This window comes from Pseudobutyrivibrio sp. 49 (assembly GCF_900100545.1).
Classification (GTDB): domain Bacteria; phylum Bacillota; class Clostridia; order Lachnospirales; family Lachnospiraceae; genus Pseudobutyrivibrio.
The window spans coordinates 41,681-56,762 of sequence record NZ_FNDP01000011.1; the positions used below are offsets into that span (position 1 = coordinate 41,681).

At 38.7% G+C, this 15,082-nt stretch carries 12 protein-coding genes; all 12 read left to right on the forward strand.

Annotated elements, in window-relative coordinates; translation table 11 throughout:
- The first annotated feature begins 33 nt into the window (after positions 1–33).
- The 12 genes from BLP54_RS10320 to BLP54_RS10375 all read left to right on the forward strand — a co-directional run bounded on the left by BLP54_RS10320 (position 34) and on the right by BLP54_RS10375 (position 15,033).
- Positions 34–1,815 carry an ABC transporter ATP-binding protein gene (locus BLP54_RS10320; RefSeq protein ID WP_090169390.1) on the forward strand — a complete coding sequence of 594 codons (1,782 nt, stop codon included), beginning with the start codon at positions 34–36 and terminating at the stop codon, positions 1,813–1,815.
- Positions 1,812–3,554: an ABC transporter ATP-binding protein gene (locus BLP54_RS10325; protein ID WP_242870683.1), complete on the forward strand. Its 1,743-nt coding sequence runs from the start codon at positions 1,812–1,814 to the stop codon at positions 3,552–3,554. The genes BLP54_RS10320 and BLP54_RS10325 overlap by 4 nt, the downstream gene beginning before the upstream one ends.
- 101 nt (positions 3,555–3,655) lie before the next feature.
- Entirely contained in the window at positions 3,656–7,984 is a 4,329-nt protein-coding gene (locus BLP54_RS10330; protein WP_090169392.1) for an FMN-binding protein, read from the forward strand.
- 138 nt (positions 7,985–8,122) lie between these two features.
- A complete protein-coding gene (locus BLP54_RS10335) occupies positions 8,123–8,335 on the forward strand; it encodes a FeoA family protein (protein ID WP_090169394.1) in 213 nt (70 codons plus the stop codon).
- Positions 8,336–8,353: 18 nt separating this feature from the next.
- On the forward strand, positions 8,354–8,581 hold the full coding sequence (locus BLP54_RS10340) for a FeoA family protein (RefSeq protein ID WP_072917523.1): 228 nt from the start codon (positions 8,354–8,356) through the stop codon (positions 8,579–8,581).
- A 2-nt stretch (positions 8,582–8,583) separates the two neighbouring features.
- On the forward strand, positions 8,584–10,977 hold the full coding sequence (feoB, locus tag BLP54_RS10345) for a ferrous iron transporter B (RefSeq protein WP_090169396.1): 2,394 nt from the start codon (positions 8,584–8,586) through the stop codon (positions 10,975–10,977).
- A gap of 23 nt (positions 10,978–11,000) precedes the next feature.
- Entirely contained in the window at positions 11,001–11,180 is a 180-nt protein-coding gene (locus tag BLP54_RS10350) for a FeoB-associated Cys-rich membrane protein (RefSeq protein WP_176754528.1), read from the forward strand.
- Between the two features lie 28 nt (positions 11,181–11,208).
- On the forward strand, positions 11,209–11,580 hold the full coding sequence (locus BLP54_RS10355; protein WP_090169397.1) for a metal-dependent transcriptional regulator: 372 nt from the start codon (positions 11,209–11,211) through the stop codon (positions 11,578–11,580).
- Positions 11,581–11,796: 216 nt separating this feature from the next.
- Positions 11,797–12,705 carry an alpha/beta hydrolase gene (locus BLP54_RS10360; protein ID WP_090169398.1) on the forward strand — a complete coding sequence of 303 codons (909 nt, stop codon included), beginning with the start codon at positions 11,797–11,799 and terminating at the stop codon, positions 12,703–12,705.
- Positions 12,706–12,710: 5 nt separating this feature from the next.
- Positions 12,711–13,478, forward strand: coding sequence for an alpha/beta fold hydrolase (locus tag BLP54_RS10365; RefSeq protein ID WP_242870684.1), 768 nt, complete (start codon positions 12,711–12,713; stop codon positions 13,476–13,478).
- A gap of 78 nt (positions 13,479–13,556) precedes the next feature.
- Positions 13,557–14,195 (forward strand): class I SAM-dependent methyltransferase, encoded by a 639-nt coding sequence (locus tag BLP54_RS10370; RefSeq protein WP_090169399.1) that lies wholly within the window; start codon positions 13,557–13,559, stop codon positions 14,193–14,195.
- Positions 14,196–14,364: 169 nt separating this feature from the next.
- Positions 14,365–15,033 (forward strand): DUF6796 family protein, encoded by a 669-nt coding sequence (locus BLP54_RS10375; protein ID WP_090169400.1) that lies wholly within the window; start codon positions 14,365–14,367, stop codon positions 15,031–15,033.
- Positions 15,034–15,082 lie beyond the last annotated feature (49 nt).

Below are 15,082 nucleotides of genomic sequence, written 5' to 3' on the forward strand. Positions count from 1 at the left end.
GGGGTAGACGTATCTAATATAAGGAGAAAAACAATGAAACAGCAAGATAGCAAAGGGGTAATAAAACAATTATTCGTATATGCGAAGAATCATAAGTATCTTACCATTGCCTCATGGATATTGGCAGCTATATCAGCACTTCTAGCGTTGGCGCCATTCTACTACATATGGGCAATTATCAGAGAGGTAATTGAGGTGAGACCTGATTTTTCACAGGCAGTGCACATCAAGGCATATGGTTGGACCGCAGTTGGAATGTCCCTCCTTTCCATGTTGGTATATATAGCAGCTTTGATGTGCTCTCATATTGCTGCCTTTAGAGTTCAGGTAAATATGAGAGTTGCAATGATGGAACATATTATGAAGCTTCCTATGGGATACATCGAATCGGAGGGCAGCGGAAAGATTAGAAAGATAGTGGCAGATTCAAGCGCTGCCACAGAAACCTTTTTGGCGCACTCACTTCCAGATAAAGCGGTAAGCTATGTCACTCCAGTTGGTCTAATCTTTATGCTTGTTTACTTTGATTGGAGAATTGGACTTGTCTGTCTCATACCTGCACTTTTAGCATTTTTATCTATGGGCTTTATGATGGGCGATAAGATGAAAAAAGCCATGGCAGAGTATCAGGATGCCTTAGGAGACATGACATCAGAGGCAGTAGAGTATGTAAGAGGCATTCCTGTTGTTAAGACCTTTGGACAGACAGTATTTTCTTTCAAGCGCTTCAAAGAAGCCATTGATAAATATGAGGCATGGACAGTTGGTTATACCACTGCTGTAAGAATTCCTATGACAGCTTTTGTAACCTTGGCAAATGCAGTTTTTGCAGCACTTGTTGCCTGTGCCTTTATCTTTGGTGGAGATGGTATCGCAAATACGTTTATATTTAATATTCTATTCTACATTATCATCACACCAATCCTTACAGTCACACTTATGAAAGTGGCATACTCAGGTGAAAGTGAGATGATTGTAATGGATGCCTTAAACAGAATGGATTCTATTCTTAATGTAGAACCTCTTCCTGAAACTAGCACTCCTAAAACACCTAAGGATGCAGGCATTGTTCTTGATAATGTTAATTTCTCTTACGATGACAAAAAAGGAAATGCCATTGATGGAATCAGCCTTTCAATTAATCCTGGTGAGCACATCGCATTCGTGGGGCCATCAGGTGGTGGAAAGACAACACTTGCTTCACTTATTGCAAGATTCTGGGATGTGAAAAGTGGTTCTATTAAAATCGGTGGCGTGGATGTAAAGGATATTGCTACTCCTGAATTGATGCAGAATGTATCCTATGTTTTTCAGGATAGTAAGCTTCTAAAAATGTCTATTCTGGAAAATGTCAGAATGGGAAATCCTAATGCTACAGATGAACAGGTTGTGCAGGCTCTGAAGGATGCACAGTGCATGGATATCATTGAAAAATTCCCAGAGGGAGTTAACACAATGATTGGAACAGAGGGCGTATATGTATCCGGTGGTGAAGCACAAAGACTTTCCATCGCAAGAGCATTTTTAAAGAATTCACCAATTCTTATTCTTGATGAGGCTACCGCATTTGCGGATCCAGATAACGAGGCAAAGGTACAGCAGGCTTTTGCAAATTTGTCAAAGGATAAGACAGTGATTATGATTGCTCACAGACTTTCAACTGTTGTGGATGCAGATAAGATTTGCGTTCTCTCAGGTGGAAAAATCGTGGAAAGCGGTACACATGATAGTCTTATCAAAGAAGCAGGTATTTATAACCACATGTGGTCAGAGTATAACAAGTCAATCAATTGGAAGGTAGGTAAGGGAGCATGAGAAGATTAGAAGAAAAGTTACAACACAAATATGCCCTTTCTGAAAAAGGTGCAAAGGATATGGTAACAGCATTTGTGGCTTGTACTATCGGAAACCTTGCTCAAATGTTACCTGTAGGAGTTTTGTTTTCATTTTCATCAGATTTGTTAAGCGGTAAAACCCCTGCGGAAAGACCAGTGTTTTATATCGTAGGAATTCTGATTTGTCTTGCAGCAGTATTTATATCTCAGTATTACCAGTACGGCGCAACCTTCTATTCGACATATATCGAAAGTGGTGTCAGAAGACGAAGCCTTGCAGAAAAGCTTAGAAGAATTCCACTTTCCTTCTTTGGAAAAAAGGATTTAGCAGACCTCACAAACACAATCATGATGGATTGTGCAATTATTGAAACAGCATCCTCACATTGGCTTCCAGAATTAGTGGGTGCCATGATTTCTACTGTCATTATCGTAATCAGCTTATTCTTCTTTGATTGGAGAATGGCTCTTGCAGCAGTGTGGGTAGTACCTATTTCATTCTTCATTGTTTTTTATTCTAGAACAATGATGCATAAGCTTAACAGAAAAGGAAGCAGATATAAGGTCGCATGCCTTGATGGAATTCAGGAAGCTTTGGAGACTGTTAGAGATTTAAGAGCTTACAATGCACAGGAAGCATACATGGTTGGACTTACAAAAAAGATTAAAGCTGTAGAGACTCACAACATTGTTTCCGAGTTTGCTAATGCAGCATTTGTATGTAATGCTCAGATGATATTAAAATTTGGAATTGGAACAGTAGCAGTTGTGGGTTCGTCACTTCTCATAAAGGGAGAGATTAACGTATTTACGTTTTTCATGTATTTGCTTGTAGTGTCAAGAATGTATGAACCACTTCAGATTTCATTACAGAATTTTGCAGCACTTATTGCTACAGACACACAGTGTGAAAGAATGGACGAAATCCTTTCACATCCAGAACAGACAGGTATCTCTCAGTTATCTAATAATGGATATGACATTGAGTTTAAGAACGTTAAGTTCTCCTATGAGGAGGGAGAGGCTGTTCTTCGAGATGTAAGCTTTGTTGCGAAGCAGGGCGAAGTAACAGCTCTCATAGGACCATCAGGTGGTGGCAAGACTACAGTGTCAAGACTTGCAGCAAGATTCTGGGATATAGACAGCGGAAAGATTACTGTTGGCGGAATGGATATATCAAAGATTGATCCAGAGACACTTTTATCAATGTATTCTATCGTGTTCCAGGATGTAACTCTTTTCAATAACTCAGTTTTGGAGAACATCAGAATTGGTAACAAGGATGCAACAGATGAACAGGTTATGGCAGCAGCAAAGCTTGCCCACTGTGATGAGTTCGTGGAGAAGTTACCTGATGGTTATAACACTTTGATTGGTGAGAATGGTTCAGAGTTATCAGGTGGTGAGCGTCAGCGTATTTCTATTGCAAGAGCATTCCTTAAGGATGCACCAATTATTCTTATGGATGAGGCTACAGCGTCCCTTGATGTTGACAATGAATCCCTTATTCAGGAGGCGCTTTCAGCTTTGATTCAGAACAAGACAGTTCTTGTTATTGCCCATCGTATGCGTACAGTAGATGGTGCAGACAAGATTGTTGTTCTGAAAGATGGTATCGTGGCAGAGCAGGGCTCACCTGAGCAGCTTCACGGAACCAAGGGAGTGTATGCTCATATGCTTAATAAGCAGATGGTCACTGATGGGTGGAAATTGGCATAAAAAACTTATTGTAGATTTAACTAACTTGTGTTATCCTTTTGAATTGGCGGTTAGATGTGCATAACTCTAATCAGAAATATAAAACCAAAAGGAGAGCATGTATGAAAAATAAGGGATTATGTAAGCAAGTAAAAGCAGGTGCCTTGGCAGCTGCTTTACTTGTGTCTTCATTTTCCGCAAATGTCGTCGTTTCAGCGGAAGAAATAATTTCTTACGAAGATGGCACCTACACTGGTGTCGCAACTGGCAAGAACGGAGAAGTGTCTGTTTCAGTTACAATAAAAGATGGAAAGGTGGTAGAAGCATCTGAAGTTTCACAGCAGGAAACCCCAGGGCTATGGGCTAAGGCTACAGCTTTATTTACTACAATAAACGAAAAACAGCCAACCTTTTCGGAGATTGATGAAATAGACGGAATCAGAGGAGCTACTATTAGTTCTAATGCCATAAAGGCTGCAGTAAAGGATGCTTTTTCACAGGCTGAGAAAAAGAACAATCCTGAAGAGCCGGAGGAACCAGAAAATCCAGGTACTCCAGAGGATCCGGAGAATCCAGAGAACCCAACAGACTCTGATGATACTATCAAGGGTGAAGGAACAGAAGAAAATCCTTATCTTATTAGCAATGTGAAGCAGTTAGAGCTTTTTGCCAAGAACGTTGATGAAGGAAATTCATATGCAGGTGAGTATGTAAGTCTTACAAATGATATAACTTTATCGTCTTCACAGAACTTCAATTCTATAGGAACATCTGATGGTTTTGATATTTTTGCCGGAACCTTCGATGGAAATAATTACTCAATTTATAACATGACAATTAATAGTGAAAATGTATCTGACGAAGGTCTTTTCACAGCTTTGAAGGCAGGTGCTGTGGTAAAGAATCTTAAAGTAATGAATGCATCAGTCACAGCTACACCAGATTATGGCCTGAATGCAGGCATTATTACTGGAGATTTAAAAAGAACAGCAGTTATTTCAAACTGCCAGGTAAGTGGAAAGCTTAATGTAAAGTCTGACTCAGCAGCTATTTCTGTTGGAGGAATTGCTGGTAACATGATGGTTAAGTCAGAGGTAAAGAGTTGCTATTCTGATGTAGATATCATTGCAGAACTCAATGATGGAGTGATGGCAGATATTGGTGGAATCGCAGGTCTTACCAAGATGAATTCAAAAATAATTGATTCCACTTCAGCAGGAACTATTAGCGCAAAAGGTGATACAAGTGTTAATGCAGGTGGAATCGTTGGTACTGCTATGGGAACTACAGAAAATGTTGTTTCTAAAATGACCATAGAGACAGATGGTACTACTAACACTATAGGTGATGAGTGGAAAAATAAGGATGTAGATTCATCAATCTTTGAAGCAGGAGATGGTTCAAAAGAGAATCCTTATCAGATTTCAAATGTAGAGCAGCTTGTAGCTTTTGCAGGTTCTTTAGAAGATTCTGTTTTGTATGATAATAAGTATGTGGAACTTATATCGGATATTGATATTTCTGGAATAGATAACTGGGAGCCAGTTGGTGGTAGTCAGTACGCTTTTAATGGAACTTTTGATGGTAAAGGACATACTATTAATGGATTAAAAGAAGGAACAAAATCAAATCCAAGAAGACTTAGTAAAAACGTGGAAGATTTTTCAAACGCCCTTGGATTCTTTGGAAATATTGGTGTAGATGCTGTCGTTAAGAATTTACATCTTACAAATGTTGCAATTTATGCATATCGTGAGGATGCCTCTTTTGTAGGTGGAATCGTAGGTTATATGCAGGGACTTAGTGATAGTGGTTCTTATAAGGGCGCTGTTATTGATAACTGTTCTGTTCAGGGAATCATTGAATCAACAACTGCCGAAAAGAATGCCTATGTAGGTGGTATAGCAGCCAGACAGTATAAGGGGGCAATCATTAATTGTCATACAGATGTAAGTTTGCGCTCAAAGGTAGAGTATGGTGAATCAATTGCTTCTGTTGGCGGAATCACAGGTATGACAAACAGAGGTCTTGTGGCGAACTGTTACTCTAATGGAACATACTTTGGAAGTATGGCTCGTGATATTGAAAATGAGATAGAAGGTATGTCAGCGGTAGGTGCTATTGTGGGTGTAAATGCCGGAGATTTGGTTAATTGTTACGGTAGAGGTGATACAGAATCAGAGCATTATAGTATTTACACAGGAGCAATTACAGGCTGGGTAACAGGTATTGGTAAGGCTTATCAGAGTTATTATGATATAGAAAAGACAATGAAAATTGCAGGCCGAAAAGAAGCTCAGGTTCAGCCTTACGGTACTAAAACAGTTGGTGGTGTAAATGAAGAAGGAGTGGCATACGAAGGTGGTGTAGTAGGAAGCCTTGAGAGTTTCACCGCTGAAACATATAGCAAATTGGTAGAAAAGCTTAATACAAATTTTGAGACCTTTGGAATTGATATCTCAAAATATGGTTTGAAGAATGATTGTTTTAAAAAGTGGAAATTAGAAAACAATATTGTTACCCTTTCAGATGAATTCGTAAATACGATATACCTTCAGCCAGAAGAGGAGAAGGTACCAGTTACTCCTGTTGTTATGGGAGATGGAGATTGGTACGGAAGAGATAATGCTGGAAAGGTTACTTTAAAAATTACAGTAAAAAATAATGAGCTTGTTTCAGAAAGTATAATTTCTGGAAGTAAATCTGATTCTGAAAACTATGAGAAGGCTCTTGCACGTGCTAAGGATAAGGCTATCTATGGAGATAGAACAGGTTACGGCGCAGGAGACGAAAAACAGTTTGCAGGAGGAAATGGCACAAAAGAAAATCCTTATCTGATTTCAAATGAAAAGCAGCTTCGCTATATAGCTGAGGCTATTAATGCCGATGAAACATGGGAAGGAAAATACTTTAAGCAGACAGCAGATATTAAGCTTTCTGATAAAGAATGGCTTCCAATAGGATTTGCAATTAAAGCAAAGATTAAGGGTGATCCGATATTGTATTCAGCTTATCCTTTCAGAGGAAATTACGATGGAGCTGGTTACACAATTACAGGTTTAACAATTGGAACAAGAAGCAATCCAGCAAGTCAGTACACGGCAGCAATGTTCGGATTTACAGGTGGAGATTACGAGACAAATCTTACATATGGCGATGATACTTTAAAGGTTGAATTAAAGAATATTAACCTTCGAGATATCTATATCAACAATGAAGTTTCTTATGACACATACACAGCAGGTCTTGTAGGAACTGGCCAGAATGGTGTTTTCATAGATAACTGTTCTGTGACAGGTAAGATTTCTGTAAAAGCAGATGATATTGCATCACGTGGTGCAGGTCTGGCTGCAAGCATGCTTAGAGGCGAGGTAACAAACTGCTATACAGATGTAAGCATCAGAGCAATTACCGAAGAAGGTGATGTTTATGCTGGTGGAATGTTCTCAGTAACAAATCGTATAAACGTATTAAATTGTTATGCTCTTGGTGATGTATATGGTAATGCAAATACAAACAACAAGGTTCACATCGGTGGATTTACAGGAATGGCAGGAGCATTCCAGTACAACTGCTACGCTATGGGAAATGTAACTTCAAATCGCCCAACAGTAGATATTGGTATTATGGACGGCAGAATTGCCAACATAGCCTATGATAGAAATTGCTATTTCAATCAGGATGCAAAAATTATCGAAAATGGTAGCGAGATTAAAGCTGTTTACACTGGCGCAGATGGTACGGGAAGCAGTAAAGATGTTACTTTTGGAAAGACAAAAGAAGAAATTGGTTCAAAAGACTTTGCAGCCTTGCTTAATGAGAATGTAAAGAATGTAGTCAGCGAACTTGAGACTGCTGATAACGAGCTTGGTGGTATTATGAGCATTTACTACAATAGAGGTTCAGCAGGACTTAAGAGTTGGATTATAAAAGACGGTATTGCGGTACTAACAGCTAAAGAAGTTAAAACAGATGATAACAAGAAGGCTGAGACTGGAAACAGCTCAACAAAAAATAGCTCAACTGAAAAATCATCAGAAAGCTCTTCAGGTACATCAAATAAAGCTTCATCAGCAAGCTCTACAACTAAAATCTCAGAGCTGGGAAATAACAATACAGCTATTATTCCTGAAACACAGGTGCCTATGGCAGAAGAAAAGATTACAGCAAAATCTAATGCTAAAGCAAAAAATAATGGAGATTCTGAGAACGCAGGAAAAACAGAAAATCTCCTTGAAAATGAAGATGAGGAATCCGTGGAGGCTGCTGTTTCAAAAGAATCTGAATTAGAAGAGGAAGTAGAAGATGCAGTTGCTGAGATTTCTCCAGAGGAAGTACCAACTGCAGCAGAAGCAGAATCTAATACTGGAATAATCATTTTTATCATTGTTTTAGTACTTGTAGTGTCAGGTATTGGTGCAATTATTTTAAGAAGAAAAAACTTTAAATAAATTTATAAATATGCTTGACAAGTTAGCACGTGCTAACTATACTTAGTAATGGTTAGTGGTTGTTAGCGACTGCTAACCATTATTTAGGGTATACGGTTAGGTAACACTAATCGAAATTAGATAAAAGCGAGGAAATGTATGATGCCATTGATTTATGCAGAACCAGGGGAAACTCAGATAATTAAAAAAATCGGTGGAAGCCCTGAGGTGAAAAAACATTTGGAACACCTAGGCTTTAATGTAGGCGGTGAGGTTAGCGTAGTGAGTACACTTGGCGAGAATCTTATCGTAAAGGTTAAAGAGAGCAGAGTGGCAGTCAGCGATGAACTGGCTAGAAAAATTATGATCTAGTAAGAGGAGGAATAATCATTGAAAACATTGAGAGATGTAAAAATCGGAGAGACAGCTACTGTTGTAAAGCTACATGGTGAAGGCGCTGTTAAGCGTAGACTAATGGACATGGGTATTACTAAGAATACTTCAGTATTCGTACGCAAGGTAGCACCACTTGGTGACCCAATCGAGGTTACAGTAAGAAATTATGAATTATCACTTCGCAAGGCTGATGCGGAAATGATAGAAGTGGAGGAGAATTAATTATGAGCATAACAATTGCACTTGCAGGTAATCCAAACAGTGGTAAGACCACATTGTTCAATGCACTTACAGGTTCAAATCAGTTCGTTGGTAACTGGCCTGGTGTTACAGTTGAGAAAAAGGAAGGTAAGCTTAAGGGACATGATGACGTAGTTATCACTGATCTTCCTGGTATCTACTCGCTTTCACCTTACACTTTGGAAGAAGTTGTTGCCAGAAATTATCTTATCAACGAGCGTCCAGATGCTATCTTAAATATCATCGATGGAACAAACCTTGAGAGAAATCTTTATCTTACAACACAGCTTACAGAGCTTGGAATTCCTGTAGTTGTAGCTGTTAACATGATGGATATCGTTAGAAAAAATGGCGATCAGATTCATATTGATGAATTATCTCGTCAGTTAGGCTGCAAGGTTGTTGATATTTCAGCACTTAAGGGCGACAAGACAGCAGAGGCTGCAGAAGAGGCTATCAAGGCAGCTAAGAATGGCAAGACAGTTCCTCTTCATACCTTCTCAGGTCCAGTTGAGCATGCAATCGCTCATATCGAGGAAGCAGTTGTTCACAATCTTCCAGACGAGCAGCAGAGATGGTATGCTATCAAGGTATTCGAGCGTGATGATAAGGTTTTAGAGCAGTTAAATATTGCTGCTGATAAGCTTGAACATATTGAAAAAGATATCAAGGCTGCAGAAGCTGAGATGGATGATGATTCAGAGAGTATTATCACAAATGAACGTTATGTTTACATCGCTCAGGTAATTAAGTCTTGCTACAAGAAAAAGAACGAAGGCTCTCTTTCAGTATCAGATAAGATTGATAAGGTAGTAACTAACAGATGGCTTGGTCTTCCAATCTTCGCAATCGTAATGTTCCTTGTATATTGGATTGCTATGGTAGGCGTAGGTGCACCTGCTACTGATTTTACAAACGATTGCATCTTTGGTGATGGTTTCCATCTCTTTGGTATGGATGGCGGATATGGTGATATCTCTGAAAGATATGCTGATGCTTCAGCTATCGTTGATGGATATGACGTTTTTGTAGAGGAAAATGGAAGTGCTCCTGTTGATGAGTTCACATACGAAGTAGAGGATGAGGAGACACTTGAAATTTCAGAAGAGACAGCAAGTATTTCTGATTATGAAGCTGCTGTAAAGACTCTTGAAGAAATCGGCGATGAGCCAGATCCATCAGAGTACGGTACATGGGTACCAGGTATTCCTGCTCTTGTTGAGTCAGCACTTGATGCAGCAGGTACTGCTGATTGGCTTAAGGGACTTATCCTTGATGGTATTGTAGCTGGTGTAGGTGCAGTTCTTGGTTTCGTTCCACAGATGCTTGTACTCTTCCTTATGCTTGCATTCCTTGAGGCATGTGGTTACATGGCAAGAATCGCTTTCGTTCTCGATAGAGTATTTAGAAAGTTTGGTCTTTCAGGTAAGTCATTTATCCCTATGCTTGTTGGTGTAGGTTGTGGTGTTCCTGGTGTTATGGCCAGCCGTACAATCGAAAACGAGCGTGATAGAAGAATGACAATCATGACAACTACATTCATTCCATGTGGTGCCAAGGTTCCATTTATCGCTATGATTGCCGGAGCTATCTTTGGTGGCTCAGCTTGGGTTTCAACATCAGCATACTTTATTGGTATGGCAGCAATCGTTATTTCAGGCGTAATGCTTAAGAAGACAAAGATGTTCGCAGGCGATCCAGCACCATTCGTTATGGAGCTCCCTGCATATCATATGCCTACACTTGGTAACGTACTTCGTTCAATGTGGGAGCGTGGCTGGTCATTTATCAAAAAGGCTGGTACAATCATTTTACTTTCAACAATCGTTGTTTGGTTTACAAGCTACTTCGGATTCGCAGAGGACGGATTCAGAATGCTTGCAGAGGATGAGCTTGAGTTCTCTATCCTTGCTAAGATTGGTAATGCTATCGCTTGGATCTTCATTCCACTTGGATGGGGTAACTGGCAGGCAGCTGTTGCATCAATCACAGGTCTTGTAGCTAAGGAGAACATCGTAGGTACAATGGGTATCCTTTATGGTGGCGGAGAGTTGACTGCATGGCAGGCGCTTTCACAGGCATTTACAGGCATTACAGGATTCTCATTCCTCGTATTCAATCTTCTTTGTGCACCATGCTTCGCTGCAATCGGTGCTATCAAGCGTGAGATGAACAATGCAACATGGACATGGTTTGCAATCGCATACCAGTGTGGATTCGCTTATGTAGTAGCATTAATGATTACACAGTTTGGAAATGCATTAACAGGTAATGTAAATATTATTGGTCTTATCGTATCAATTGTATTATTAGCAGGTATTATCTACATGCTTTTCTTCAAGAAGTACAAAGAGGCATCAAAGCTTGAGATTGCTTAGATATAATTAAGAAGGTAATAGATATGATTTCATGGATTACAGAAAATATTGGAACAATAGTTGTTTTAGCAGTGCTTATCTTAATCGTTGCTGGCATTATTCGTTCAATGATTAAGACAAAGAAGCAGGGTGGATCTTCCTGCGGCTGTGGATGTTCAGGATGCAGTGGATGCTCATCTTGTGATTCCACATCATCAAAATAACAGTAGATAAATGTGATTGAGGGACAAAATGAACAAGGCATCAGAGGATTATATCAAAAACATATATATACTTAAGCAAGATAAAGCCCATCTTCATTCTGTTGATTTGGCTAAAGAGCTGGGACTTTCCAGAGCCAGTGTTTCCAGAGCCATGTCGAACCTTCGTAAAGACAATATCATCGTCATGAAGGAAGACGGAGAGATTGAGTTCACTATCAAGGGTCAGAAAATCGCAGAAGTGATTATTGATAAGTATGTGACTCTCACCGGATTCCTTCAGGATGTTGCTGGGGTGGACGAGGAAACTGCCAAAGAGGATGCTTGCAAAATCGAGCACTATATTAGTGACGATACCTACGCAGGGATTAAGCAGTTCATCATCGCTCATTCTGAGTTGTAAATTTATAAATGAAAATAAGCTATTTGAGATATACCGGTCTTGAATAGCTTTTTTTAAAGATGTAGAGTTAGCGATGACTAACTAAGACTGAATTAACCAAAAAAGGGAGGACTTGAAATGAAAGCAGATTACAAAAATTGGATGCCTAAGGGAAAATATGGAGATATGAAAGCAAACCTTGGATTACGGTGATTGCAGAGAAATGAGGTTGATGTCATGAGCGCAAAATATGAAATACTTAAGTTTTTGGTGAAGGCTTTAAATTTGAAAAAGCTTTACTTTGGTGGTAATGATGAGGATTTTATTGATAGTAAAAGAAAATTAAATGCCAGAATTACTGTTCCTGATTTACAGGATGATGAATTTAACATAAGTCAAATTCAGGTTATGGGATGTACAGTTCTGAAATTGATTCATAAGAAAAAAGTAAATAGAGCCAATATGTTTATCATAGGTGGTGGTATGGTTATAGCGCCTAGAGCCGGTTCGATTAAAAAAGCACTTAGATTTGCAAAGGAAACTGGTTTAGATTTGTACATACCTTATTATCCTTTATGTTTAGATTATCCAATTTCAAAAGCCTATGAAATGATACATGAAACATACAAGGAGATGCTTAAAGATTATGATGAAAAGAATATAAGCATACTTGGTTCTTCTTCAGGCGGAAACTTAGCTTTAGGCTTGGTGTCATATATTAATGATGGCCATAAAGATGTTCCAATGCCAGCACATATCATTGCTCTTTCGCCAGGCACTTGTGTAAATTCAGAAGAAGAATGGAAGCGTATGCTTGAACTTGAAAAAAAGGATGTCATGGTTCCGGCAGACTATATGAAACGAGCTGTGGATATAATGAGACATGGTGATAATTCAGTTCCTGATTACATGATTTGGTTACAAAAAGGTGACTTTACAAATTGCCCACCAGTTACTTTTATTTATGGTTCTGATGAAACCTTATATGCTTGTGCACCATCTTTTGAGCATGTAATGAAACGATATGGTGTTAGCTACAATATGATTGTAGGAAAAGGAATGTTCCATTGTTATCCAGTGTTCCCAATAGTAAAAGAAGCAAAAGAGGGTTGGAAGCAGATGGTTCAATTGGCAAGAGAGGCTTAGATATTATGCAATTTGAAGAAATAGGAAACATGTCAGGAAAGACGCTTATGCTACTTCCTGGAACGTGCTGCGATTGGCAGACAAATTTTGGAACAGTCATATCGGAGCTTGCTGAAAAATATCATCTTATATGTGTAAACTATGATGGTTTTGATGGAAGTGATGATATATTTCCTGACATGATAACTGTAACAGAGAAAATTGAGAATTATATAAGGGAGAATCACTATGGCAGACTTGATGGTGCTATAGGTTCTTCTCTTGGTTCTAGTTTTGTTGGACAGCTTGTACAGAGAAGAAATATTCATATAGACCATGCAATTTTTGGAAGTCCTGACCTTGACCAAAGTGGAAAGGTAGCTGCCAAACTTCAATCTTTGCTTGTGGTCCCGTTACTTACCAGCTTTACAAAGAGCGAAAAGAAACGAAATAAGACAAAGGAAAAACTGAAGAGTTTCTTTCTAATGAATGATGAGACTGCTGAGAAGTTCATAAATTGTTTTTCTAAGTTCAGTCCTGAGTCTATTAAGAATGAGTACTACACAGATTTATTGACTTATCTTGAAGATGATATTGAGGTAGAACATACACGGGCTCATTTTATATATGCCAATAAAATGGGTGAGAAGTATTTAAAGCGCTACAAAAAATATTTTCATAACCCTGATATTAGAGAGTTTGATATGCAACATGAGCAGTGGCTTTTCGGAGAAAAAGAATATTCTGAGCCTGTGCTTAGGGCAATAGATGAATTTATGAATATGGCAGTTTAAGGGCGGCCAGAATTTTAGAAGCCATTTCTATTAGAATATTGATGGCATCATTTATTTACTAGAAGAGGTGATGGTTTTATGAGAACGGCAGAAGAATATAAGGACTTAACAATTAAAGAGTTTACCAAGGCAGCAGATATATATGAGACAGATCAGGCTGGAATCTATGAGATGTGTAAGGATGATTATCCATACATAGCAGCAGAGTTGGAAAAAGAAGATTATCAGGATTTGCTGGACTGTGGATGCGGAACGGGTCCAATGATTTCTCTCCTACATGAAAAGGACGCCACAAAGCATTACACAGGTTTGGACATCACTCCTAAGATGATTGAGGTGGCTAAGGCTAAGAATCTTAGGGGTGTAGATTGGGTTGTGGGAGACTGTGAAAACCTGCCCTTTGAGGAAAATTCATTTGATGTAATTATTTGCTCAAACAGTTTTCATCATTATCCAAATCCACAGAAATTTTTTAACAGTGTGAAGCGTGTATTAAGACCAAATGGAAGGCTAATTCTGCAGGATTATACAGCTCCAAGTATCGTTCTTTGGTTTATGAATCATACGGAAATGCCACTTGCAAACTTAATCGGACATGGAGATGTTAAGGCATATTCATTAGATGAGATTAGAAAGTTTTGTTCTGTCGCAGATCTTAAGATAGATAACCTAGAGGCATGCGAGAAATTTAGAATGCATTTGGTAGCAAGAAAATAGTAGAGGTCGTAAAAATGTGGTAGTATGTAGTTAGGAAAACCTAACTAAAAGAGGAAGGAGGATTTCAGTATGGATACAAGTGGAATTCTTATTTCGATTGTGATTGTTGGGGGGTTAATATTTTTGATACATACGGTAAAGAGAAAGATTCATTAATTGGGAGGAAGCTATGAAAAGATTGTCATCAAGACAGAAGATATTAATGGGTTGTGTCGCCATGGTATTAGCTATAATCGGAGATTATTTGCTGGGATTTGGTGTGTTTGATGCATCGACATCTTCTGATGCATATATGGGCTATGAATGGCACGTTGTTCCAGACTGGAGATTTGCTGTTTCATCGATTCTTGGTTTTTCATGTGTACCATTCTTCGCAATTGCGGTAATCGAGCTTCTTAGAGTCATGGAAGAAGAATATGGCCTAGGATATTCGAAATTATATAAGCTCTTCAAAATTGCAAATTGGGCAGGAGTTTTCTATTTTGCATTTATCCATATTGGAATATGTATGCTACCAGTAGTTTTCAATGCTGGCATGGATGCTACAGGAGATATTCCAACTTCTGTTGGAATGGTGGTTAGAGTTTTAAAAAGTATAGCAGTTCCAATGGCGGCAGGATTTATTATTTGCGATGGGTTTGTAACTATAGCCTGGATTGGAATGATCATAAAAGGATTGATTCCAGTAAAGAAAATACTATTGATTTGTAATCCTATCGTAATTGCGTTATTAGGAAACCTTGCAAATTATATTGCAGGTGGCTTGGATTCAGGATTTGAATCCTTTGGATGGTTGTTGATGTATCTGGTATGTGCAATGAGTTTAACTAAAGAGTAAGTAAAAAAGTGTGATGTGGCAGCGGTAGTGGAGTTTGATAAAACGACCG